The sequence below is a fragment of the Acinetobacter sp. 25-47-122 genome (genome assembly GCF_056779695.1).
In genome coordinates this window covers 142149-165648 of the sequence record NZ_JBWYIJ010000005.1, presented here as the reverse complement: position 1 = coordinate 165648, position 23500 = coordinate 142149, and the positions used below count along the sequence as shown (strand labels likewise).

General features: G+C 39.1%; 24 protein-coding genes. 4 read left to right on the top strand and 20 right to left on the bottom strand.

The window, feature by feature from the left end; genetic code table 11:
* The first annotated feature begins 388 nt into the window (after positions 1-388).
* Entirely contained in the window at positions 389-1582 is a 1194-nt protein-coding gene (locus tag AC1M9P_RS06490; RefSeq protein ID WP_481587076.1) for an MFS transporter, read from the top strand.
* On the opposite strand, the gene hpaR is transcribed toward AC1M9P_RS06490, so the two are convergent.
* From hpaR to AC1M9P_RS06415, 15 genes are all read right to left on the bottom strand, one after another.
* Positions 1579-2004 carry a homoprotocatechuate degradation operon regulator HpaR gene (gene hpaR, locus AC1M9P_RS06485; protein ID WP_481587075.1) on the bottom strand — a complete coding sequence of 142 codons (426 nt, stop codon included), beginning with the start codon at positions 2002-2004 and terminating at the stop codon, positions 1579-1581. The genes AC1M9P_RS06490 and hpaR overlap by 4 nt on opposite strands.
* Positions 2005-2482: 478 nt before the next feature.
* The gene (locus AC1M9P_RS06480) at positions 2483-3931 is read right to left on the bottom strand and encodes an NAD-dependent succinate-semialdehyde dehydrogenase (protein WP_481587074.1); all 1449 of its coding nucleotides are present in this window, start codon (positions 3929-3931) and stop codon (positions 2483-2485) included.
* 11 nt (positions 3932-3942) lie between these two features.
* A complete protein-coding gene (hpaI, locus tag AC1M9P_RS06475; RefSeq protein WP_481587073.1) occupies positions 3943-4746 on the bottom strand; it encodes a 4-hydroxy-2-oxoheptanedioate aldolase in 804 nt (267 codons plus the stop codon).
* A gap of 11 nt (positions 4747-4757) precedes the next feature.
* Complete coding sequence (gene hpaH, locus AC1M9P_RS06470) at positions 4758-5561, bottom strand: 2-oxo-hept-4-ene-1,7-dioate hydratase (RefSeq protein ID WP_481587072.1); 804 nt, start codon at positions 5559-5561, stop codon at positions 4758-4760.
* A gap of 17 nt (positions 5562-5578) precedes the next feature.
* Positions 5579-5968 (bottom strand): 5-carboxymethyl-2-hydroxymuconate isomerase, encoded by a 390-nt coding sequence (locus AC1M9P_RS06465; RefSeq protein WP_481587071.1) that lies wholly within the window; start codon positions 5966-5968, stop codon positions 5579-5581.
* Positions 5969-5982: 14 nt separating this feature from the next.
* Positions 5983-6831 carry a 3,4-dihydroxyphenylacetate 2,3-dioxygenase gene (hpaD, locus tag AC1M9P_RS06460; protein WP_481587070.1) on the bottom strand — a complete coding sequence of 283 codons (849 nt, stop codon included), beginning with the start codon at positions 6829-6831 and terminating at the stop codon, positions 5983-5985.
* Positions 6832-6882: 51 nt separating this feature from the next.
* On the bottom strand, positions 6883-8343 hold the full coding sequence (hpaE, locus tag AC1M9P_RS06455; protein WP_481587131.1) for a 5-carboxymethyl-2-hydroxymuconate semialdehyde dehydrogenase: 1461 nt from the start codon (positions 8341-8343) through the stop codon (positions 6883-6885).
* Positions 8344-8363: 20 nt separating this feature from the next.
* The gene (locus tag AC1M9P_RS06450; RefSeq protein ID WP_481587069.1) at positions 8364-9125 is read right to left on the bottom strand and encodes a fumarylacetoacetate hydrolase family protein; all 762 of its coding nucleotides are present in this window, start codon (positions 9123-9125) and stop codon (positions 8364-8366) included.
* A gap of 3 nt (positions 9126-9128) precedes the next feature.
* Entirely contained in the window at positions 9129-9788 is a 660-nt protein-coding gene (locus AC1M9P_RS06445; RefSeq protein WP_481587068.1) for a fumarylacetoacetate hydrolase family protein, read from the bottom strand.
* A gap of 129 nt (positions 9789-9917) precedes the next feature.
* Complete coding sequence (locus AC1M9P_RS06440; protein WP_481587067.1) at positions 9918-11135, bottom strand: NAD(P)/FAD-dependent oxidoreductase; 1218 nt, start codon at positions 11133-11135, stop codon at positions 9918-9920.
* Positions 11136-11154: 19 nt separating this feature from the next.
* Positions 11155-11550 carry a hypothetical protein gene (locus tag AC1M9P_RS06435; RefSeq protein ID WP_481587066.1) on the bottom strand — a complete coding sequence of 132 codons (396 nt, stop codon included), beginning with the start codon at positions 11548-11550 and terminating at the stop codon, positions 11155-11157.
* A gap of 2 nt (positions 11551-11552) precedes the next feature.
* Entirely contained in the window at positions 11553-11726 is a 174-nt protein-coding gene (locus AC1M9P_RS06430) for a hypothetical protein (RefSeq protein WP_481587065.1), read from the bottom strand.
* Between the two features lie 15 nt (positions 11727-11741).
* Complete coding sequence (locus AC1M9P_RS06425) at positions 11742-12296, bottom strand: 3-phenylpropionate/cinnamic acid dioxygenase subunit beta (protein ID WP_481587064.1); 555 nt, start codon at positions 12294-12296, stop codon at positions 11742-11744.
* Positions 12293-13057 (bottom strand): SDR family NAD(P)-dependent oxidoreductase, encoded by a 765-nt coding sequence (locus AC1M9P_RS06420; protein ID WP_481587063.1) that lies wholly within the window; start codon positions 13055-13057, stop codon positions 12293-12295. Before AC1M9P_RS06420 ends, AC1M9P_RS06425 begins: the two co-directional genes overlap by 4 nt.
* Positions 13050-14453, bottom strand: a complete 1404-nt coding sequence (locus AC1M9P_RS06415) for an aromatic ring-hydroxylating oxygenase subunit alpha (protein ID WP_481587062.1) — start codon at positions 14451-14453, stop codon at positions 13050-13052. Before AC1M9P_RS06415 ends, AC1M9P_RS06420 begins: the two co-directional genes overlap by 8 nt.
* 254 nt (positions 14454-14707) lie before the next feature.
* On the opposite strand from AC1M9P_RS06415, the gene AC1M9P_RS06410 reads away from it, so the two are divergent.
* Entirely contained in the window at positions 14708-15028 is a 321-nt protein-coding gene (locus AC1M9P_RS06410) for a 2Fe-2S iron-sulfur cluster-binding protein (RefSeq protein WP_481587061.1), read from the top strand.
* A gap of 124 nt (positions 15029-15152) precedes the next feature.
* Positions 15153-16058 carry a LysR family transcriptional regulator gene (locus AC1M9P_RS06405; protein WP_481587060.1) on the top strand — a complete coding sequence of 302 codons (906 nt, stop codon included), beginning with the start codon at positions 15153-15155 and terminating at the stop codon, positions 16056-16058.
* A gap of 44 nt (positions 16059-16102) precedes the next feature.
* Here AC1M9P_RS06405 and AC1M9P_RS06400 read toward each other — a convergent pair whose 3' ends face one another.
* Positions 16103-17758, bottom strand: coding sequence for an FAD-dependent oxidoreductase (locus tag AC1M9P_RS06400; protein WP_481587059.1), 1656 nt, complete (start codon positions 17756-17758; stop codon positions 16103-16105).
* Positions 17759-17833: 75 nt separating this feature from the next.
* On the opposite strand from AC1M9P_RS06400, the gene AC1M9P_RS06395 reads away from it, so the two are divergent.
* Positions 17834-18766, top strand: coding sequence for a LysR family transcriptional regulator (locus tag AC1M9P_RS06395; protein ID WP_481587058.1), 933 nt, complete (start codon positions 17834-17836; stop codon positions 18764-18766).
* On the opposite strand, the gene AC1M9P_RS06390 is transcribed toward AC1M9P_RS06395, so the two are convergent.
* From AC1M9P_RS06390 to AC1M9P_RS06375, 4 genes are all read right to left on the bottom strand, one after another.
* Entirely contained in the window at positions 18745-19953 is a 1209-nt protein-coding gene (locus AC1M9P_RS06390) for an MFS transporter (protein WP_481587057.1), read from the bottom strand. The two genes, AC1M9P_RS06395 and AC1M9P_RS06390, sit on opposite strands and share 22 nt — an antisense overlap.
* 84 nt (positions 19954-20037) lie before the next feature.
* Positions 20038-21387 carry an MFS transporter gene (locus AC1M9P_RS06385; RefSeq protein WP_481587056.1) on the bottom strand — a complete coding sequence of 450 codons (1350 nt, stop codon included), beginning with the start codon at positions 21385-21387 and terminating at the stop codon, positions 20038-20040.
* A gap of 334 nt (positions 21388-21721) precedes the next feature.
* A complete protein-coding gene (locus AC1M9P_RS06380) occupies positions 21722-22513 on the bottom strand; it encodes a helix-turn-helix domain-containing protein (RefSeq protein ID WP_481587055.1) in 792 nt (263 codons plus the stop codon).
* A 19-nt stretch (positions 22514-22532) separates the two neighbouring features.
* A complete protein-coding gene (locus AC1M9P_RS06375) occupies positions 22533-23492 on the bottom strand; it encodes a PDR/VanB family oxidoreductase (RefSeq protein ID WP_481587054.1) in 960 nt (319 codons plus the stop codon).
* Between the last annotated feature and the right edge of the window lie 8 nt (positions 23493-23500).

Here is a 23500-nt window from a genome sequence, read left to right as displayed (position 1 = left end):
TGTACATACCGCTTTATTATTCACGCCATTGATTAGATATAGCATTGCTCATACCTTGTTCACGGCAAAGAGAAGCTACAGGATTAACAGATTGCTTCTATTTCAAAATGACCATGATCTGACTGTCAGTAAATTTAGAAGTTTTCATACGGAATCTCCTGATAGTCTCCTAGGAGAAAATTATACTTTTAGATCCTTTTATTTTTAGGAGAGATTACTCTCCGATCTTGTGACATATTCTATGTTCAATATGAGAATATACTCATTCATGTGGACTGATTTTACTTTAGAGTAGAAAAATAATATAAATCTCATATAATAACACTATTTTCAAATTAACGAGTAAAGACTAAAATAGTTAATATATTAATTTAAATTCTATAAACTTGTGCATACCTTCAATTCATTACGCTCTTCAAATTTTCGCAATTATTTTATCGGCCATTCACTTTCAACTTTAGGTACATGGATCCAACAAGTCGCTCTGGCTTGGATTATTTATGAGCTAACCAATTCGGCTGCATTATTAGGAATCATTGGATTTTGTGCTCTTATTCCTCAACTTTTAGTCAGTCCAATCGCCGGTGCATGGATTGATAAACTAAATAAACAAAAATTTCTGATCGTGATTCAAGTTCTTTTTTTTATTCAGACGATTTTTTTAGGGCTGCTATATCATTTTGATTTATTCACTCCTACTGTTCTGATCAGCATGTCACTACTGCTGGGTATCTTAACTGCGATTGATACGCCTCTACGTCAATCCTTATTGAGCCTAATTATTGAAGATAAAACATTATTACCTAATGCTTTAGCACTCAACGCCATGATTTTTAATGCCTCTCGGTTTATTGGCCCACCTATTAGTGGCTTATTACTTAGCTTAATTGGAGCTGAGCTGTGTTTTTATCTTAATGCCTTTTCATATATGTGTTTAGGACTTGCTGTTGCACGTATGAGTAACGTTCAATCAATCAAAGCCAGTGGAAAAGTCGGTCAAGTTTTTATTGAAGGCGTAAAATTCATGTACCAAAACATGCATTTTCGTTTGATGATGTGTACCGTGATTGTGTTGAATATGACTGCTTCAAGCTATGTCACTTTATTACCTATTTATGCACGTGACATTGTTTCAGGCAATGAAAAAACCCTTGGGATTTTGTGGGGATGTGCAGGGATTGGCTCTCTAGTTTCTTCACTGATTTTGGCGAGCAAAAAAGATTTTAGTCGTCATAAAACCTTATTCATGCGCAATATTACATTTTGTACCATAGGTCTATTAATTCTTGGTTTAACTACATCTGTAGAAGCCTTATGCTTTGCGATGTTCTTATTAGGATTTGGAATTTCTACTACTAATATTTTAACCAATATTATTATTCAAAATTCGACTATAGAAGCCTTTCGTGGACGTGCAATTTCTATTTATACATCCACACGTTTTGGCTTTGATGCTATAGGAGGTTTAATTGTAGGACTTTTAGCAGCCGTTTTTTTTCCTTCCCATCTAATGTTAGTATATGCAGGTATTCTGGCTTTATACCTAATTATCTTTAGTTTAATAAAAACACCGCGAGCTTAATCGATTTTTAGCTGTTGGACATCCTTTAGCAATTCAAGTAATTTCGCCATCTTTTCATCACCAATTTTTTTATGAATACATTGGTAACGCTTTTCCATCTCGACAGACATTTGATTGAAAACATTATCACCTGATATTGTTAGATGAATATAAACAAAACGCTGGTCTGTATCACCACGACGACGAACAACCAAGTCCATTTCACACAGACGACGAATAATCCCAGTTAAGCTTGGTTTTAAGATGCACGCTTTCTCTGCTAGTAGATTACTCTCTAATTCACCATACTGAGCTAGAATACGAATAATACGCCATTGTTGTTCCGTTAGACCTACATCATTTAATGCCGGACGGAAATGGGTCATAAGAGCTTCACGTGCTTGCAATAGCTCGAGAGTTACGGAAGGATGGACTTTTTTCATAATTTTTTAAAAAATCTATTAATAAATATATTAACTAATTATAACTGATTAAGACCTTAAAATTAATGAATATTCCAAAAATATCGCTTAAATTGTCGTTATCATTATAGCATTAGCATTAGCATTTCTTACACTATCTATTTCCTGAAAATTTTGAAATCCAAAGCCTATTCAATATTTATGAGAGAAAGTAAAATTATGCTACCTATAACCAGATTCTACGATCATCATTAATTTTCTTGCACAATGATTAAATATCATTGCTTTCCTTTTTATCGATTTGTTTTTAAATTCGTATCGAGTAAATAAGTGTTAATGATTTTTTTAAATTTCAACCAAATTTTTTAATTTTTTCATACCATACAGATATATTGAAAAGAACTTAAATCTTATCTAACTTATTAAATAAAACTATGTAAAATAAATAACCGAGACATAAAACAAAAAGGATCCTTAGATCCTTTTTCCGTCACAGCAGTTAAATGCCCATGCACATGTATTTAATTTCAAGGTAGTCTTCGATACCGTACTTCGAGCCTTCACGACCTGAACCCGATTCTTTAATACCACCAAACGGTGCGACTTCAGTTGAAATCAAACCTTCGTTAATTCCCACCATACCGTATTCAAGTGCTTCACCCACTTTCCACGCACGGCTTAAGCTTTCAGTATAGATATACGATGCCAAACCAAACTCAGTATCGTTTGCCATTTCGATCGCTTGTTCATCTGTACTGAATTTAAATACAGGTGCAAGTGGTGCAAAAGTCTCATCTTTAGCCACCAACATATCTGGCGTAACGTCTGCCAACAATGTTGGTTCAAAGAAGGTTTGACCCAGTGCATGGCGTTTACCGCCCACAATCACTTTCGCACCTTTTTCTACTGCATCTGCAATATGCTCTTGGATTTTTTCCACTGATTTTTCATTGATCAATGGACCTTGCTCTGCGCCTGCTTCAAATGCTGGTGCAACTTTTAACTGCTTCACTGCAGCTGCAAGTTTTTCCACAAATGCATCATGGATGCTTTCGTGTGCAAGAATACGGTTGGTACATACACAGGTTTGACCTGAGTTACGGAATTTAGACGCAATTGCACCCTCAACCGCTTTGTCCAAGTTAGCATCTTCAAACACGATAAATGGCGCATTGCCACCGAGTTCCATACTGAGCTTTTTCATAGTTGATGAACATTGCTCCATCAACACTTTGCCCACTTGTGTAGAACCCGTGAAAGATACTTTTTTCACAACTGGATGCGTGGTTAACACACCACCAATTTCACGTGAACTACCTGTTACCACGTTCACCACACCCTTAGGAATACCCGCTTGTTCAGCAAGTGCCACCAAAGCCAATGCTGAAAGTGGTGTTTCAGATGCAGGTTTGATAATCACGGTACAGCCTGCTGCTAGTGCAGGACCCACTTTACGCGTGATCATGGCATTCGGGAAATTCCATGGTGTGATTGCAGCAACAACACCGACAGGCTGTTTAATGACAACTAAACGACGACCATATTTGTCGTGTGGAATCACGTCACCATAAGTACGTTTTGCTTCTTCTGCAAACCACTCAATAAAACTTGCGCCATACAGAATTTCACCACGACTTTCTGTCAATGGCTTACCTTGTTCTGTACTTAAAATCACAGCCAAGTCTTCTTGGTTTTCAACAATCAAGTTAAACCATTTACGTAAAAGTGCTGAACGTTCTTTTGACGTAGTCAATTTCCACGTTTTCAATGCTGTTTCAGCTGCAAGTACAGCTTGCTCAACTTGAGCTGCAGATACACTTGGCACAGTTGCAATGCTTTCGCCTGTTGCAGGATTGGTCACTGCAAAAGACTTTTGATCTTCTGCATCAACCCATACACCATCAATATACGATTGCTGTTTAAGTAAGCTTGGATTATTAAGTTGCATCTATATTCTCCTTAATAGACGCTTGGTGTGGTTGGCGCTTGTACCGCTACACCATCTTTAAATTTTGCAAGCAGTTGGTTCATTGATTTCATCAGTAAGCTGGTATCAACACCGACTGCAACAAATTCTGTACCCATTGCGAGGTATTGTTTCGCAAGTTTCTCATCAGCAGATAGGATACCTGCTGCCTTACCTGCTGCACGAATTTTTTTAATGCTTGAAACAATAACTTCCTGAACTTCTGGGTGACCTGGATTACCACGATGACCCAATGCCGCTGAAAGATCTGCTGGACCAATAAAGACACCATCAATTCCTTCAACTTTTAAAATTTCATCTAGGTTTTCTAAACCTTTTTTCGACTCAATTTGCACGATCACGCAGATTTGCTCATCTGCATCTTGCAAGTAAGTCGTTAAGTTGTTCCAACGCGATGCACGTGCAAGTGCTGCACCTACACCACGAATACCTTCAGGCGGATAACGTGTTGCGCTCACCATCAGCTCAGCTTGTTCAGCTGATTCAATCATTGGAATAAGTAGCGTTTGTGCACCGATATCCAACAATTGTTTAATCAATGCCACATCGCCTGTCACAGGACGTACCACGGCTTGTGATGGATATGCAGCAATCGTTTGTAATTGATAAAGAATCGATTTTAAATCGTTCGGTGCATGTTCACCATCAATCAGTAACCAATCAAAACCGGCATTGGCGGCGATTTCTGCGGTATAGCCATCTGCCATACCCAGCCACATACCAATTTGCTGCTCAGTTTTGAGTTTTTGTTTAAAGTAGTTTGTTGTATCAACCACAGCTCAACTCCTTAAACAAAACGGAATGCAATTGAACCAAGCTGATCATAATCAACATGGAATGTATCACCAGGACGTGCTGCCACTGGACGTGTGAACGAACCACCTAGAATGATTTGACCCGCTTTCAGTGTTACACCGTGTGGATGGAGTTTATTTGCAAGCCAAGCCACACCTTTCACAGGGTTATTGAGTACTGCAGCAGAAACACCTGATTCTTCAATCACGCCATTACGGTAAAGAATCGCAGAAATACGGCGTAAATCGAGTTCGTGTGGCTTAATTGGACGACCACCTAACACGATACCTGCATTTGCAGCATTGTCTGAAATAGTATCGAACACTTTACGTGTAATACCCGTTTCAGGGTCAACGTTGTGTAAACGAGCATCAATGATTTCGATCGCAGGAATAATGTAATCCGTTGCATCAAGCACATCAAAAATCGTGCAGTTTGGACCCGTTAAGTCTTTACCCAAAATGAACGCAAGTTCAACTTCAACACGTGGCACGATAAAACGCTCAAATGGAATATCTGAACCTTCTTCAAACTGCATATCATCTAACAATGCACCATAATCTGGCTCAGTAATATTTGATGATACTTGCATCGCACGTGAAGTTAAGCCAATTTTATGACCGATTAATTTGCGGCCTTCAGCAATTTTATGCGCAACCCATTCTTTTTGAATTGCGTAAGCATCTTCAATGGTAATTTCTGGATATTGCAAAGAAAACTGACGCATTTGTGTACGTGTTTTTTCCGCTTGGTCTAATTGCAATGCCAGCGCTTTAATATGTTCTTGATCAAGCATGGTACGTCTATCCAGTATTATTTTTGCGAATTCAGAAATTGATGAATGTTGTTTGACTTAAAGTTCAACACTGGATCAAGTTCTATCATTTCAAATGAGATTGCGAGTAAACGCTTATCTTTGAGCGGCTGAAAATGTTCTTCAATCAACTTAAATAAATCAGTTGCAACAGTCTGACGGGTTTCTAAGTCACGCCCTGCCCCAACTTTTAAGGTCATATGAATGAATGCATAATCATGTTTTGCATCTGCAATCACATAGTCATCCATACGAATGGCACGACTACGAATGCCGCCGAGTGGAAATACACCAGTATTTCCTAATAATTGATTCACTTTGCCAAAAAAATCTTGGAAATCGATATCTTCTTGAATGTTGGCACTATATTCAGCAATAAAGTGAGGCATGGGCTTAACTCCGATTATTCAACTGGGAAAACAGCGTTGATTTGACCTGTACCCGAGCTTGGGAATGCAGGCGTTAAAATTTCAACTGGCTTGTCGTATTGATCCCAACCCAATAGGCCAAGAAGCATTGCTGTATCGTGCATACCACCTTCGCCATAGCAGTATTCAGCATATTCAGGAAGCATTGCAGTAAACTCTTTCCACTCACCACGTTCCCACATACCCACAACGTGTTTGTCCACTTGGCGATCCCACTCACGTGTGTATGAATCCATACCACGGCTTGCTTCACGATCCCAAATAAAACGATGCGATAAAGAACCGCTGGCAAATACAGCCACCGTACCGTCATATTTCTCAATCGCCGCACGTAAACCTTCACCAAATTTACGGCTATCTTGTAACTCATGTGACGTTAAAAATGCAGACACAGAAACCACTTTGAATTTCTTGTCTTGGTTCATATATCGCATCGGAACTAATGTGCCGTATTCAAGTTCAAGACTTTTGATGTTATGCGCTTGGACACGAATGCCAGTTTTGGCAATTTCTTCTTGCATCAATTGACCGAATTCTGGATTACCATCGTAATCAAATTCCATATCTTTAATGAAGTGTGGCAATTCGTTACTGGTATACACACCTTGGAAATGCTCACCACAGTTGATGTGGAATGCGCTATTTACCAACCAATGGCTGTCTAATACTACAATGGTATCTACACCGAGTTCACGGCAACGACGACCGATTTCGATATGACCATCAATCGCGGCTTGGCGACAACCATTTTGTGGACCTGGTAGTTCAGACAAATACATTGAAGGTACGTGTGTAATTTTTGCAGCGAGTGCGAGCTTACCCATTTTTTTCTTCCTGAATTTTATAGTATTTAAAAGGTGGATCCAGAAGGGCGTTTACACGCCCCATTTAGGAATATGGTGAGAACCCATTGAGATACATACGTTTTTAAGTTCTGTGAATACTTCGAAGCTGTACTCACCACCCTCACGACCTGTACCAGAACCTTTGATACCACCAAATGGTTGACGTAAGTCACGCACGTTTTGGCTATTAATGAACACCATACCTGCTTCAATGCCCGCAGCTAAACGATGTGCTTTACCAATGTCTTGCGTCCAGATGTAAGATGCTAGACCGTATTCAACATCATTCGCTAAACGTAATGCTTCTGCTTCGTCCTTGAATTTGATTAAACATACCACTGGGCCAAAGATTTCCTCTTGAGCAATACGCATACGGTTATCAACATCAGCAAATACTGTTGGCTGAATGAATTGACCATTCTTCAAGTGATCTGCCAAACCTGCTGGACGCTCTAAACCACCTGCAACCAAGTTTGCACCTTCTTCGATACCAATCTTGATGTAGCCCGTTACTTTGTCGTAATGTGCTTTGGTGATCATTGAACCCACTTGTGTTTTTGGATCTTGTGGATCGCCCACAATGATGTTCTTCGCACGACTTGCAAATTCTTTTACGAATTCGTCGTATACCGATTCTTGGATGAAGATACGGCTACCTGCAGTACAACGTTCGCCATTTAAAGAGAAGATAGTGAACAATGCTGCATCTAATGCGCGGTCAAGATCTGCATCCTCAAAAATAAGTACTGGAGATTTACCACCAAGCTCCATCGAGTATTTTTTCAGACCCGCATTCGCCATAATACGACGACCAGTCGCTGTACCACCTGTGAACGAAATTGCACGTACATCAGGGTGTTTAACTAAAGCATCACCAGCGGTTGCGCCATAACCCTGAACAACGTTGAATACACCTTCAGGAATACCAGCTTCTAACGCTAAACGACCTAACTCATTCGCCGTTAAAGGTGAAAGTTCAGACATTTTTAATACCGCAGTATTACCTAATGCTAAACATGGTGCAGTTTTCCAAGTTGCCGTCATAAACGGTACGTTCCATGGAGAAACAAGACCACACACACCTACAGGTTGGTGCAATGTGTAGTTCAACATTTGGTCATCTACTGGGTAGGTGTGACCGTTCATACGTGTACATACTTCAGCAAAGAAGTCGAAGTTATGTGATGCACGTGGAATCAATACGTTTTTAGTTTGGTGAATAGGTAAACCTGTATCTAAAGTTTCCAATTCAGCAATTTTTGCAACGTTTTGGTCAATGAGTTCGCCCAATTTACGCATTAAACGCGCACGTTCTTTCGCAGGGGTTTTTGCCCAACCTGGTGCAGCACGTTTTGCAGCAGCAACTGCTAGGTTAATTTCTTCTTGGCCACCACTTGCAACTTCACCAATCGCTTCATTTGTCGCTGGGTTGTAGTTGGTAAACGTTTCTTTACTTTCTACTTCTTTACCATCAATCCAATGCTTAATCATTTTGTTCATCCTTTAACTGCTTAAACTGTTTTGAAAAAATCTGATTCTGAAACGATGAAGTTACGTAATTTACCGATGCCTTCAATTTCAACCACAACTTCATCACCTGGAACTACATCCGCTAAACCTTCTGGTGTACCTGTCGCGATCATGTCACCTGGTTGTAGAGTCATGAATGATGAGATGTATTCAATTAAGAATGGCACATCAAAGATCATGTCAGACGTTGTACCTTCTTGTTTAAGCTCACCATTTACCCAAGTACGTAAAGTGAGGTTGTTTGGTGAAGGCACCAATGATTTGTCGATGATGTATGGACCTACTGGTGTGGTTGAATGACGGTTTTTCACACGTAAGTTCGGACGGTAGAAGTTCTCAAGGAAGTCACGAATTGCGTAGTCATTACACAGTGTGTACCCCGCTACATAATCCAGTGCATCTTCACGTTTTACATTTTTAGCCGTCTTACCAATCACCGCTACAAGTTCACACTCGTAGTGCATGTATTCAACATTGTCAGGACGCCAAGTGTTTTTATTGTGACCTGTGTAAGTATTTGGTGCTTTGATAAAAATCAAAGGCTCTTTAGGTGGTTCAAATGCCAATTCACGTGCGTGATCTGCATAATTCAAACCTAAAGCGAACATAGTGCCGTTTGCAGGTGGTAACCATTCAACTGCTTGTTCTTCTAGAACTTCACCAGATGGTAGTGTCACTTGAAGCTCATCATTCACCTGAACTTCTAAAACTTCATTGTTATAACGAATACGTGCAATTTTCATGAATTAATTACCTTCTTCCTGAATTGTGTTTGTCACTGAACCAAGTTGATTGATCTCGATACGAACTTCATCGCCTGCGTTTAAATCAACACGACCGAATGGTGTACCCGTTAAAATGATGTCGCCTTCATTCAATGGCATGTATTCAGAAATTTCTTCAATGATTTGTTCTGGTGTACGAATCCAATTCGCAGTTGTGCCTTCTTGCTTCAACTGACCATTCACAAATACTTTTAAACTTAAGTTAGACAGATCAGTAACTTCAGATGCAGCAACAGGTGTACCAACCACACAGAAACCATCTTGACACTTCGCCTTAATTGCTGGGCGGTAGTAGCTTTCTTCAGGTAAGCTTAGCTCGTTCACTACAACAAAACCTGCGATATGTGCAGCAGCATCACTTTTCGAAACGCGAGTGGTACTTTTCCCGATCACCACACCAATCGTTGGCCCTGCTTGTAAAGTTTCACCTTTTTTCTTTATTACAGGATTTCCTGATGTATTACGGGTATTTTGTGTTTTGATAAATAAAACTGGTTTTTTCGGTTCATTGACATATGGCTTCTCATTGAACTGTGCTTGTAGCTTTTCATACAAACACTTGTAATTCAAAGCGATACCAAAGATATTTCCGTCTGTTTGTATGTGTTTTAAATTACCCATTGATCTATCTCTATTTTATGTGTGTTCATGACCCAAGGTCTTTGAAAATGTTGTTTATATAGCGAATATAGTTAATATATTAACTATATTCATCTTATATATCGGTCTGATTTATAACTAATGCTTTAGCTACTGCAGAATATTTTTTAAATCTAAATTGAGATCTACCAAGTTCGATGGATTTTGAATTGTTTTACCGAGAAACTTTTTCGAAAACATAAACGCACGCGGATCATTAATCGCATCGACTGCTTTTAAGGTTTCATCTGCAAAATACCAAAAACTTGCCGTTCCCTTTTCAACATCAATACGGCTATACACTTGATTATAGTCTCGGCCTAAACCTGAGATTTGTAATTTCAAATTGTACTGATCAGACCAAAACCAAGGGACAGGTCTGTATGCTGATTCAAGCTGATTGAGGCGAGCTGCCACGACTTCTGCTTGCTCATTTGCGTTTTGGATCGATTCTAAACGGGTAAATTGGTTGTCCAAATTAAAGCAAGTACAGTCACCAATCGCATAAATATCTGCAATATTGGTTTCACAATATTCATTCACCCAAATTGCACGATTGTGAATTTCAATGCCACACGCTTCTGCAAGTTCATAATTTGCAGTCACACCAATACCCACGACCATCAGATCTAACTCTATTGTTTCACCTGAGTCCAATTCAATCGAATCTAATCGACCTGCTTGATAATGGAATGTGGTAACGCCTGTATTTTCAAGAATCTGTACACCATGCTGTTGATGTGTGTCACGGATATAACGGCTGGTTGGCTCGGAAGCAACGCGCTGTAAAATACGCTCAGCTTTCTCAAGTAAAATGACCTTTAGTCCACGTTTTTGTGCAACAGCCGCCAATTCTAGACCGATATATCCACCTCCTAAAATGACTAGGGTTTTATTTTCTGCTAGCTCATTTTGGATTTGATGGCAGTCTTCAATGCCTCTAAAGCTGAATACGTTCTCTAAAGCTGGTAATACAGCGCTCGGTAGACGATTTGGACGCGAACCTGTCGCAATCACTAATGCACCATACTTAAGCGTTTCGCCAGTAGAAATACTGACAGTTTTAATGTCTGGCTGAATTGAGGTCACATGTTGTTGTAAGCGAAATTCAATATTTTTAGTTTGATAGAGCGTTTCAGGGTAAATCAATAAATCATTTTGACTGATTTCACCACTTAAATATTTTTTCGACAGTGGCGGACGTTGATAAGGCAAATACGCCTCTTCACCAATAATGACAATACTGCCCTGGAATCCCTTTTCACGTGCCTTAATGGCACATTGTGCTGCTGCTTGGCCTGCACCAATGATGACTAAATCGTATTGCATCATCACCCACCTTTATTAATTACTGTAAATACGAATCATCAAATTCATTCATTGAAATTTTGATTTTAATTTCATCAGGTCGTAGCATTTCTAAGAATAGTGAACCTGATTGTTCGGGTTGATTGATCATTTCATCAATCTCTTGATAAAAATGCAGTGCTGTGTCGCGACATAACACCCAATCAAAATGATCTTTTGAGGTCTGAAATAAACCTTCAAGTTCATCTTGCTGTTGTGGCTTGAGGGTAAGCGTAAAATCTTTGAGTAAGATTTTGGAAAGATGCTGAATTTCAATCAGTGTTGGATGGTCAATAAACTCATCCAACACGTCAATCAACTGGCAGACATCCGGCTTGTCACCTGCCATCAAGATTTTTGGGTAGAAGTCACACGGCATAAAATAGGCGCGTAACATGCTTACTCCGATTTTGACTCGACAGTTTTCACATCTTGGCTATGGACTAGCTCAATCTCTCCATTCGCCTCGATTTCAATCCACTGACCATCACCCATATTTTCAGTGCAAATACCCACTGTGCCTTTTTTGGTGGTTACGGTATCGCCCACTTGAATATCAATCAAATTAATCATCTTCAACTCCCTGTTTTAGAAGAACGTGGTTAAGTTTTTCACCAATAAAACGTTTTGATCCAAAATGATTTCACGGTTGAGGACTTTCCAACCTTGTTCAGTCTTCACCAATGTGTCGTAACGTTTGCCTACCATCTCCTCGACTTCATACTCCACTCGGTTTAAGTAGACATAGAAACGGCAGCTAGTTTTCACAATTTCTTGACCCTGCTCATTTTGAGTATGTTCAAGCACACGAACATTAGTAATCAAATGCGAAGTACGTGACAGAGGTTCTTCTGCATAGTGCACCCCTGTTAAAATCTGCTCGACACGTTTGGTCAGCGTCCACTTCCCTTCATCAAACCAACTAATATCCATGCCTTGACGGGTATTTTCTTTTTCTGCATGCTGGCCGAACTTAACGTTACGACGCATTGGCATGAAGTATTTGATGTCTTCGTGCAACATCTCTAGCCATTCTTTAAAACGGCGCTCATCAATAAAATCTGCTTCTTGATAAAAGAAGTCTTCGACTTCTGCACGCAGTGCTAATGAAATTTGATGATCAAAACTGGTTAATACTGTCATTTTGCTATCCCTAATGGTGTTGAAGATCCCTGATGATGGAAACATCCCACATCAATGACTGTGCCGCTAATGGTTTGTGCAGCATCTGATATTAAGAAATTCACTGCACCCGCCATGTCACCTCCGTGAATTGGACGACCTGCAACTGATCCCACAGCTTTGGCTTGTAAAGCTTCTTGGCTGCCACCGAAACGCTCTAGGCTCATTGGTGTCACAATACCGCCACCGCCAGGAATTAATGCGTTTACACGGATTCTGTATTGAAATAAATCCAGTGCGAGCGCTTGGTTAAATGCAAGTAGTCCGCCTTTAGATGTGGCATAAGCCAACATATTAGGCTTACCATAGCCTGCACCAGAACCTACATTCACAATGGCACCGCCACCTTGCGCTTGCATATAAGGTGTTGCGGCTTTTGCAAAAATAAACGGTCCCAAAAGGTTTACGTTTTGTATTTTCTGCCACAGTTCAACGGATGTGTTATGCAAGGTGCCCAAAGGGCCAAACGCAGCGTTATTGACAATGGCATCAATACGACCAAAGTGCGTTGCGACTTTTTCACAGAGTGCATTGATTTCAGTTTCTTGAGTTAAATCTGCTGTTAAAAAATTAATGCGATCTTCTGCAAACTCGGTAAATACCTGTGCACTATGCTCAGGCAAACCGAAAGCCACAACGATATTACCTAGCTCAAGTAAACGCTGGCTAATCTCAAGCCCTAAGCCAGCATTTCCACCTGAAACAATAACAACCTTATTCATTCACGGTTTCCTGCTCATCAGCCACTTCTAAACGATTGGCAAGTTCAGGATTGAAACGGTTATCTTGTTTACCTGACAGCACATCCCAATTTTCTTCGTTGATGTAGTCGTTCCAACGTAAATAGAAACCACGAGCCATATGTTCAGTCACTGTCGTACTCACATCACCTTTAATCTCAATCCCATTCACGACAGGATCTAAATAGGTTTTACCGAGCGACTGTTGGTAGTTAAATGGGAAACGTTGCGCAATCACACCTGAGCATCCTTGAGTCGCATACAGCCAGTTTTCCATATCATCTTGCTCAGTCATACCTGCTGGGCCTGAGTAACGCATATAGTAATGACGTAAGAAGCTTTTCACTTTTTCAGGGGCATCAGCGTCAACCAAGAAGAAGCGCCAGCCTTCAGTTTCCGTTGGGCTATGCGGATGCCATACACATAAGCTACGTGGTTGCGTGCCATGGAATGACGTATTCGGAAAAATTGTGCCTACAAATGGGCGCAAGCGGTAATCATCACCTTTCGCTTCTTTACGCTTCTCAAAGTTTGACCGGAAATATGCTTCAATCTCAGGGTCATTTTTAAACTGCTCAACGTATTCTTGACCATGTGGCTGTACAGCTGAATGCACACCATGACCATGTGGGAAGCTAACCCAAACATGTTTAGAATATTCAAGTTCGTTATCACGACGACCTTTAACACCCTGTTCCGCAGATGGACCAATACCAATTAAGTCTACAGAACGATGACTTGGGTTGTGGTAAGTATCACCTAAGAAGTTTTCTGCTGCATATTTCCAGTTAGCTGGGAAAATCCACTTATGAACGCCAACCACTTCCGAGCCACCCGGACGACCATCACGATGATCTAATGCCAAATCTAAATGTGTTTTTGCATCCCCTAAATATTCGAGGAAATCAGGAGCTTCTGGATCCCATGTTGCCCACACTGTGCCTTTGTATATTTCAAGTTTCGCAACTTCCACCAATGACCATTCTGATTTATCAAAGCAATCGCCGTAAATATCTTTTTGCATCGGCACGCCGCGCAATTGACCATCGGTTGAGAATGACCAACTGTGATATGGACAGGTAAAGAGTGAAGTATTACCTGATTCATGACGACATACTTTCATCCCACGATGACGGCATGAGTTTAAGAACACATGGACTTTAGAGTTTTTATCACGAACTAGAATGACCGATTCTTTACCCATACGTGAGCTAAAAAAATCACCTGGATTTGGAATCTGGCTTTCATGACCTACAAATAGCCAAGCGCGTGAAAAGACCGTTTCAAGCTCTTTTTGAAAAATATCTTCCGCAGTAAAAATTTTACGTTCGATCGTACCTTTTTGGGTATCTACAAAAGTTTTCAGTTTTCCATTCATTATCGTGATCCTTCGTTGAAACAGAATATCTAAACTTGCATGACGCAATATCATTGGAATTATTCTGCACATAAGCGCGACAGTTGTGGCATTAAGTCTTCTTATAAATTAGCCTCAGAGATTAGTATTTATAATAAAAAAGCATTTATAAAAATTAATTATCTTTAACACTTACTTATAATTATTTTGAACTTCTTCAAGGAGCTGAAAGCCTCTACTCTAGCTCTATGTCATACACCGCAGGGATATTTAAAATGGTCAAGGTTGAATTTATTACTCACACTGGTGAAAGTATATTGGTAGAAGCAGAAGTAGGTCGTTCACTTATGGAAGCAGCTGTACGTAACGGTATTTCTGGTATTCAAGCAGATTGTGGTGGTGCATGTTCGTGTGCAACTTGCCACTGTTATATAGGTAATGATTGGTTTGAGAAAATAGGTCCTGCTCGAGGCGATGAAGAAGCCATGCTTGAATTCGCTTATGAAGTGAAAGATACCTCTCGCTTGAGTTGCCAGATTAAGGTTTCCCCAGAACTCGATGGCGTAAAAATTTACTTACCATCTCAGCAAGGTTAACGATTAAGACATTTGTATAAAAAAATCCATAATAAAATACTAGGTATTCTCTTTAATCAAGATTAATATGTTAACTAATTCAGTAGGAATTACTTGAATTTCGGTCGACATAGGGAAGTTTGACATGAAGAATATACCTAGTATCCAGCAAATGCGTGCCTTCCAAACGCTCTATGAATTAGGAAGTGTCTCTGAAACAGCCAGACAACTATGTGTTACTCAACCAGCAATCACAAGTCTCATTAAAGATCTTGAAATTAAACTTGGGACACAGCTGTTCAAACGTACCACACGTAAACTTGAGCGAACCGATGCAGCACATGAAGCAAATCGTTATATTTCACGAGTGATGCGTGATCTGAATGAACTCTGCACCAATCTAAAATCTGATACACCAAACTTGCGGCAAATTAAAATTGTGTCCACAACCACAGTGACGCAAACCTTTTTGGCTCCGATTATGAAAGAGTTTCTTTGCCTTTTTCCAGATATTACGCTGCAATTACAAGAATGCCAGCCAGCAGATTTTTATAGTTATTTGATTCAACATGATGCTGATATTGCTATTGGAGCATCAATTAGCCATATTGATGGTTATCATATTAATAACTTATTTGAAGATGCACTCGTGGTATTTGGTAAGAATGAAATATTTAATGATGATCTCCAAACCATGCCATGGAAAGCTCTTCAGCATCATGATTTAGTTTTAGTGAAAGCAGGCTATGGCATCCGTGATCTGATCGATAAAGTCTTTACTAAAGTTGAAATTTTGGATGAGATTCATGTTGTTCAACAAGTCACGCTTCTCAATACGGCTATTTCATTAGCCAAAGCAGGTTTAGGTTTAACCGTAATTCCTGAATCGATTGCAAAGTATTTTAGCGATGCAAATCATAATTATCGTTTACTAGTTGAACCTGACACCACACGCACTATTTCTCTGGTTCATGCAAAGTCCGTGCAAACTGATCATTATCTCTATGACTTTATAGAATTCATTAAAGAACGTACACCACTTCTAATCTAAAAAGGGCGCTAAGCGCCCTTTTATATAACCATTTTTATTATTTCTTAATCTGCTTTTTTGACACTCACAACACCTAAAAGATGATGTAAGTCCTCAGGGAAATCATCTCCACGCCATGCGACATGTTGATCTGGACGCACAAGTACTAGTTTAGTTTTGTAACCCAAGTCTTTAGGGATTGTTTCTGATAAGGTTAAAATTTCCAGTGGAAAGCCTAATTTTGCCGCTATTACTTGTAAGGCTGAACAATCTAATGATTGATCAAAATTGATCAAAGTATAATCCCGTCCTAAACGATCATACAACGATGAACCATCTTTTAACCAAAAGTGTGGCAAACGGCAACCAGGCACAGTTGAACTTGTAAATTGATTCATGTCATAGCTTGGTGCAGACTCATCGTCGTAAATAATGGCCGGTGACTGATCATAGTAATAACCAAAATTTAGTCCTGAACAACAATATTGACGCACATTTAGGTCATAAAGCATTTGACCAAATAATTTACGACTCTGCTGTCCCTCTGTGCCCTCATCTTCGATGTTCACAGGTACTTTTACACGTTCTTTATGTAATTGAATGGCATGGTTCATTGCAAATTTTGAGACTTGAGCAGTAATCGGCTGTCGCTCAATTTGGTATAAGTCTAAGATCCCTTTACCAGCCCATCCATTGAGATATGCAGCCAGTGTCCAAGATAAATTCATCGCATCTGCAATACCTGCATTCATACCATAACCTGCCATTGGCACCCAAAGATGTGCAGCATCACCGCAAATATATGTACGATTACTGCGGAATTGATCTGCCACTAAGCGACGTGCAATCCAATCTTCTTTACTGATAATTTCATATTCAAAATCATCATTCACACCTAAGATTTGACGAATACTTTGATCACGATCAATGGCCTCAAAATCATCCTCACCTTCAAGTAAATAGTTGTGAATCAACCATATTTCTTTACCATCAATCGCATAGACGTTGCCACCACGTTCTGGATTAACTGAAAATGTTGCCCATGCAGGAACATCATTCAGCAATGAAAGTAATTGTGGAGCTCGAATACAGGTTGATTGAACCTTACCTAATTGTCCTACACCCGAGAGTTGTGTCCCCATTTTTTTACGCACCATAGAACGTCCACCATCACAACCAATAATAAAATCTGCCTGTATTTCGAGTTGTGATTGATCATCCAAATTTTCTGCATAAATCACACAACCATTATCCTGATCATAAAAATCTGTGACTTGTGTTCGATTTAAAATTCGAATCCCACTCATTTTTTCAGCTTCAGCAAATAAAATCGGTTCCAGATAAATTTGATTGATGCGATGTGGAGGTTCCGCTGTTGGCCAATTGGTATCTGGTCCTTCATTCGCTGTATAACGGGTCAGACGATTTGGAATTTTAATGCGCGAAAGTTCCTTACCAATAAAACGTGTCTTATAAGCCACATCATTTGGATATTCATCGGGTAATCCTGCGGCTCTAACAGCTTGTGCAATCCCCAATTGTCGAAAAATTTCCATAGAGCGCGCTGAAACATGATTACATTTCACATTTGGCGGTTCACCACGATAACGCTTTTCAACAACTAAGACATCAATACCACGACGAGCCAAATCCATTGCCAATGTTAAACCTACTGGACCTGCACCCACGATACAAACCTGCGATTTCAATTGTGTCGTCATAACTTTCTCCCTAAAATGATCTTGATTGTTTTATTATTCAACTAAATCCTGCATGTATAGGGAAATGAAAAAATTATGCAGATTGATAAAAAAAAATTATGGCTCAAAGAGTTACCATCTGTGCGACAAATGTTGGCCTTTATCACAGTCTATAAATATGGACATATGTCTGCTGCTGCAGAAGAGCTCTCACTGACCCAACCAGCTGTAACGGTGCTAATCCGAGAGTTAGAACAGAAATTAAATATCCAACTTTTTGATCGCGCCACACGTACTTTGAAACCCACAGAAGCTGCAGACCTCATTTTGCCCTTTATTAAACGGGCATTAACAGAATTAAATGACATGCAGGATGTGATTAAAGATTTGAATCACTTAAATACAGGTTTAATCAGGTTAGCAGTAACACCAAACAGCACCCAAGATCTATTAGGAAATATCCTACAAGGTTTTATTCAGAAATATCCTGAGATTGAAATTGATATTATTGAATGTGAACCCTTAGAGTTAGTGAGCACATTACTTAATGAAAAAGCTGATCTATGTTTAGGACTGTTAGAAAAAGATATGCCCTTTCTTCAGTCTTATTGTATTTTTCGAGATGAGATTGTTGCGATTTTCCAGCCTGATTTTCAGCTGAATACTCCATTAAATGACTGGTATGACTTAAGCCAAGAACAATTGATTTTAACCAAACGTGGTTATGGTATACGACATAAGATTGAACAAAAATTTCAGGAAATTACTCTGGATTCAAAACCAAAAATTTACAAAGAAGTATCACTGATTAGTACACTCATTGCCCTGGTTCAATCTGGTTTAGGCGTAGGCCTTGTGCCTCGTTCATCCGTCGTACATAAATCAAATTTTTTAGTTAATAAAAGCTTTGAAAACAAGATTTTTCGCGAAATTTCTTTGTTTCATATCAAAGAAAAAAGCTTGTCCCCGGTACTACAAGCTTTTATCCAACACTGCCATAAGATGAATCAATCTTCAACCAACGCCTGAGATTGACCACCAACTTTTACAGTCCAACATTTATGTACAACGATACTGAGCAAAGCCATTGCAATGCCAAAGATACAACACCCTTGCCATCCATAATCTTCCCACATCCATGCAGCAACAAAAGAGCCCATTGCAGCACCAGAAAAATAAATAGTCATATAAATTGAGTTCAGACGTGAACGTGCATTCGGATCAATCGCATAGACAACATTTTGGTTTAAAATATGTAGGATGGTGAGTGATACATAGATCACGACTAAACCCAGTAAATACACCAATAAATGTGATTTAGCAGCACTTAAAATCAGCCAGCTGATCAGCAGCAAATACAAGGAAACTGTGGTGAGCTTTGCTTCATTTCCTTTTTGAAATTGTTTGCCTACCCATGGTCCCATCACCACACCCGTGATTCCTACTAAGCCAACTAAACCAATTTGAAAATCACTGAATTGGTAAGGCTGTTCAGAGAGCAATAAAGCCATGGTCGTAAATACAATACTTACTGCAGCAAAACAAATTCCTCCTAAAATTGCCCGTTTTTGCAATATACGATGCGTTTTTAATAGCTGAAACATGGACCCTAAAATATCGGCATAGACAATTTTTGGGCTACGGGAACTCGGCAATTTCAGTGCAATACAGACAGCTACAACGATAAGTAGAAAACCACTTAAATAATAGATTGCATGCCAACTCATAATCGTTGAAGTAAAACCTGCAACCGTTCTCGCCAGTAAAATCCCCATCAACAGTCCACTCATGAGTGTTCCTACAATCTGCGCACTACGTTTGGGATCACCTAATGTTGTTGAAAATGGAATCAAAACTTGAGCTGCGATAGAAAATAGGCTACTCATTGCAGTACCAAAGAACATGATACCGATCGTAGGTGAAAAGGCACAAATTAACTGCCCTAGAGCCGCCAACATCATAAAGACTACAATAGTTTTTTTCTTTTCAAACATATCTCCTAAAGGCACCAATAGCAGCAAACCCAGGGTATACATTATTTGCGCAGTAAAACTTAAATATGCAGCAGTGGGTAAACTAACTTGAAATTCAGCAGCAATCGAACCCAATAGAGGCTGGTTATAATAATTACTACCTGTACATAAGCCACAAGCAATTGCCATAAGCAATACAATAGCTGTTGATAGATGTTGTTTTTGTGGGCCGTCCTTGCTCATTTTCACTCTTTATTTTCGACATATGCAAATAATAAAAACACTCCAACACGAATGCTGGAGTGTTCATTCAATCAAAGTAAACCCTTAGCCTGCTGGAGATGTCTTACCAGCAGGTGCTGTTTCATTAGATTTAGAGATAATCTTGTTGACTTGTTTTGCAGGCACAGACAATACAATGAATGCACCTACGATGATCATGAATGAAATAATGTAAAGTGCCATACCCGGATCTGCGATGTTGTCACGCATCCAACCAATCATATAAGGCGCAGCAAATGATGCCACTGAACCGAATGAACTGATAATAGCAAGACCAGCTGACAGTGTTGCAGCAGACAGGAATGCTGGTGGGAACTGCCAGTATAGTGGAAGAGCAGCATTTGCCCCCATACAAGCAATACTTAAACCGATAATCACTGCAACAATACTGCTTGACATTACACCTGCTAATGCCAAACCAACTGCACTCATTAACATACAGATGAATAAATGCATACGACGCTCACCCGTACGGTCTGATGAGTATCCAATAAACAACATGAATAACAGACCAAATACATATGGTGCAGCACTTAAGAAACCAACTGCTGTATTACTTGAAACGCCTGCTCCATGAATGAATGTCGGCATCCAGTAAGACAAGGTATTCACACTTAGACGTACAGCAAAGTAAACAATCACCAAGATCCATACGTATTTATTAAAGAAAATACCCATAAATGACGTTGCAGTTTCAGTTTTCGCTTTCTCTTCAGAGTTTAATTCATCCGATAAGATTTTCTTTTCAGCTTCTGTTAAAAATGTTGCACCTTGAATTGTGTCTGGAAGATATTTTAATACAAGTAGTGCAAGGAACACCACAGGAATACCTTCTAATATAAACATCCACTGCCAGCCTCGAAGACCACCAATACTGTTCATACCGTCAATGATTAATCCAGATACAGGACCACCTAAAATACCTGCAATTGGCACAGCTAAAGCGAACCATGCTGTCATCGTTGCACGACGACGACGAGGGAACCAACGTGTAATATAAAGCATGATCCCTGGAAAAAAGCCTGCTTCAGCAGCACCTAGCAAGAAGCGCACGGCATAAAATTGTTCTTCGGTTTTAACCATGAACATACCAGCGGACAATAGGCCCCATAGAACCATGATGGTACAAATCCATCGTTTAGCACCAAACTTGTCAAGTGCCATATTACTTGGTAAACCAAATAATGCGTATGCAACAAAGAATAAGCCTGCACCTAATCCGTACATCGTATCAGAGAAACCAAGGTCTATAGACATTTGCATTTTTGCAAAGCCAATATTAATACGATCTAAATTTGCAAATACATAACAAACTAATAGAAGAGGCATAAGACGCAAAGTTACTTTACGATCCATTGCACTCACAATTTTTTTTGAGCTCTCAGCTATATCCATATCTACATTTCCTATTATAACTCATCAATGAGTATTAAGGTTTAATCCGATTAATCCTTATGCGATTCATTAACTTAATAATGAGTGATTTTCCAATAAATCCATTACATAATATTTATAAATTAACCATTTAATTATTAAATATATTAATTAATATCTTTTAATTATAAATGTTTATTTAATCCCAACATTAGAGTAAACACCCCAACAAAATAAATCTATTTCATCAACAAAATACACCCATAAAAAAATTCGATTTATCAAACTAATTAATAAATAATCGTGAGTAATAAGTTTATTCAATAACACTTACTCTTAAAAAAACAATTATTAATTACCTTATTAATTCCTCTATTTCTTGTTTTCCTAATTTCATTCGTTGAATCAACAATTTAAGATTATTCAGTCTTTTTACAGCAGTTATTAAATAAATACAGTTAATACATGCTATCACCTTTCCATCCTTTAGAATTGGAACAGCGATAGCACCAAATTTGGGTTCATCTTTCCATGCACCATTATTTAAGCCATATCCACGTTGCCTTGTTTCCTTCACAATTTGATTAATATACTCACGATTAGATGCTAATTTTGAATATTCATCATCCTTGTCAATCAGTAGCTCTAAGACTAAGTCTTGTTCTGTTGGCGTCATATATGAAAAGTAAGCGTGACCTGCTGCCGTACATAAAATTGGCATCCTCCGTCCTGGTAAAGCAGAGTGAAAAGATAAGTGACTATAAGCACGTGTGCTGTTACGTACTACCATTTCAGATTTATCAAAGAGTAAGATTGAACATGGCCATGCAATGTTTTTTGAAATTTCTTTTAAAATTGGATAAGCCAACTCAACAATTTCAACCGAATCACGATAACCACAACTGAGACTTTTCACTTGATGAGTCAAGCTATATAACCCAGTGAGTGCATCATACTGAACAAAACCACTAAGTCTTAAAGTCTCAAGTAATCGCTTTACAGTTGTTCGATGTATACCAGTTAATTTACTTAAGTCGGAAATACGACAAGCTGTAGCATCCATACCATTAAAGCATTGGATAAGCTCTAAACCGCGCTCTAACGTTTGGCAGGTCTTATACGGTGTTTCACTGGTAACTTGAGACATATCAATTTCCTGGGTGGCTTTATAAATCGAGCACTAATTTCTTAGATTTTGCTCCTGAACAACAGATCATCATGGTCTCATTGCTTTCTTTTTCTTCATCTGATAAAAGTGCATCACGATGGTCTGCTTCACCGCATAAAATTGCTGTTTCACAGCTCCCGCAAATTCCTTCCCTACATGAAGATGGCACAGAAATTCCAGCTTCAAACACAACATCCAGAATGGATTTTCCTGCTGGAACTTTTAAAATCAAATTAGATTTAGCTAATTCGATTTCATAACCACCATATAGAGCAGCTTCTTCTTTTGCAGAGAAGTACTCTAAATGCGCAGTATCTTTCCGATGTTCAGTTGCTGCCTCAAAAGCATTTAGCATGCCTTTTGGACCACAGCAGTAGAAATGTGATTCAGCTTCAGTGCTTTGGGCCAAATCAGCTAAATTCAAACTCTGACCATCTGCTTCATGGTCAAAGTAATAATGCACTTTATTTCCAGATTTATCTGACAATTCAGCAAGTTGGCCTTGATATGCTGCATGCTGACGCGTACGGGCACAGTAATGTATAGTCCAAACTTTACCTAGAGCATTCAAACGATAAGCCATAGCTAAAATTGGAGTAATACCAATACCACCAGCAATCAGAACGTAATTGTCGGTGCTCTCATCTAATGGAAAGTTATTACGTGGTGCAGTTGAATAAATTAAATCTCCTTCTTTCAGCGATTGGTGGATATAAGATGAACCACCTTTACTTTCAGGAGAGAGATGGACTGCAACCACATAACGATGTGCTTCATTGCAATCATTCGCTAATGAATAACTACGGTAAAGATCTTCTTTTAGTTTAATCTCAATATGTGCTCCAGCTTCAAATTTTGGTAAATCAAAATTTGTATCAGCTGAAACAAATTCAACCTCACGAATGTCTTGTGCTACATCCTTGATTGTTGCAACTCTCAATAGGATATTGTGTTCCATATATCCTC

What these genes read in the sequence shown, in the direction of transcription:
- hpaR (WP_481587075.1), bottom strand. Translation starts at nt 2,004, where the DNA reads ATGAAAAAAGTCCATCCTTCCGTAACTCTCGAGCTATTGCAAGCACGT.
- AC1M9P_RS06480 (WP_481587074.1), bottom strand. Translation starts at nt 3,931, where the DNA reads ATGCAACTTAATAATCCAAGCTTACTTAAACAGCAATCGTATATTGAT.
- hpaH (WP_481587072.1), bottom strand. Translation starts at nt 5,561, where the DNA reads ATGCTTGATCAAGAACATATTAAAGCGCTGGCATTGCAATTAGACCAA.
- AC1M9P_RS06465 (WP_481587071.1), bottom strand. Translation starts at nt 5,968, where the DNA reads ATGCCTCACTTTATTGCTGAATATAGTGCCAACATTCAAGAAGATATC.
- hpaD (WP_481587070.1), bottom strand. Translation starts at nt 6,831, where the DNA reads ATGGGTAAGCTCGCACTCGCTGCAAAAATTACACACGTACCTTCAATG.
- hpaE (WP_481587131.1), bottom strand. Translation starts at nt 8,343, where the DNA reads ATGATTAAGCATTGGATTGATGGTAAAGAAGTAGAAAGTAAAGAAACG.
- AC1M9P_RS06450 (WP_481587069.1), bottom strand. Translation starts at nt 9,125, where the DNA reads ATGAAAATTGCACGTATTCGTTATAACAATGAAGTTTTAGAAGTTCAG.
- AC1M9P_RS06445 (WP_481587068.1), bottom strand. Translation starts at nt 9,788, where the DNA reads ATGGGTAATTTAAAACACATACAAACAGACGGAAATATCTTTGGTATC.
- AC1M9P_RS06440 (WP_481587067.1), bottom strand. Translation starts at nt 11,135, where the DNA reads ATGCAATACGATTTAGTCATCATTGGTGCAGGCCAAGCAGCAGCACAA.
- AC1M9P_RS06435 (WP_481587066.1), bottom strand. Translation starts at nt 11,550, where the DNA reads ATGTTACGCGCCTATTTTATGCCGTGTGACTTCTACCCAAAAATCTTG.
- AC1M9P_RS06430 (WP_481587065.1), bottom strand. Translation starts at nt 11,726, where the DNA reads ATGATTAATTTGATTGATATTCAAGTGGGCGATACCGTAACCACCAAA.
- AC1M9P_RS06425 (WP_481587064.1), bottom strand. Translation starts at nt 12,296, where the DNA reads ATGACAGTATTAACCAGTTTTGATCATCAAATTTCATTAGCACTGCGT.
- AC1M9P_RS06420 (WP_481587063.1), bottom strand. Translation starts at nt 13,057, where the DNA reads ATGAATAAGGTTGTTATTGTTTCAGGTGGAAATGCTGGCTTAGGGCTT.
- AC1M9P_RS06415 (WP_481587062.1), bottom strand. Translation starts at nt 14,453, where the DNA reads ATGAATGGAAAACTGAAAACTTTTGTAGATACCCAAAAAGGTACGATC.
- AC1M9P_RS06410 (WP_481587061.1), top strand. Translation starts at nt 14,708, where the DNA reads ATGGTCAAGGTTGAATTTATTACTCACACTGGTGAAAGTATATTGGTA.
- AC1M9P_RS06405 (WP_481587060.1), top strand. Translation starts at nt 15,153, where the DNA reads ATGAAGAATATACCTAGTATCCAGCAAATGCGTGCCTTCCAAACGCTC.
- AC1M9P_RS06400 (WP_481587059.1), bottom strand. Translation starts at nt 17,758, where the DNA reads ATGACGACACAATTGAAATCGCAGGTTTGTATCGTGGGTGCAGGTCCA.
- AC1M9P_RS06395 (WP_481587058.1), top strand. Translation starts at nt 17,834, where the DNA reads ATGCAGATTGATAAAAAAAAATTATGGCTCAAAGAGTTACCATCTGTG.
- AC1M9P_RS06390 (WP_481587057.1), bottom strand. Translation starts at nt 19,953, where the DNA reads ATGAGCAAGGACGGCCCACAAAAACAACATCTATCAACAGCTATTGTA.
- AC1M9P_RS06385 (WP_481587056.1), bottom strand. Translation starts at nt 21,387, where the DNA reads ATGGATATAGCTGAGAGCTCAAAAAAAATTGTGAGTGCAATGGATCGT.
- AC1M9P_RS06380 (WP_481587055.1), bottom strand. Translation starts at nt 22,513, where the DNA reads ATGTCTCAAGTTACCAGTGAAACACCGTATAAGACCTGCCAAACGTTA.
- AC1M9P_RS06375 (WP_481587054.1), bottom strand. Translation starts at nt 23,492, where the DNA reads ATGGAACACAATATCCTATTGAGAGTTGCAACAATCAAGGATGTAGCA.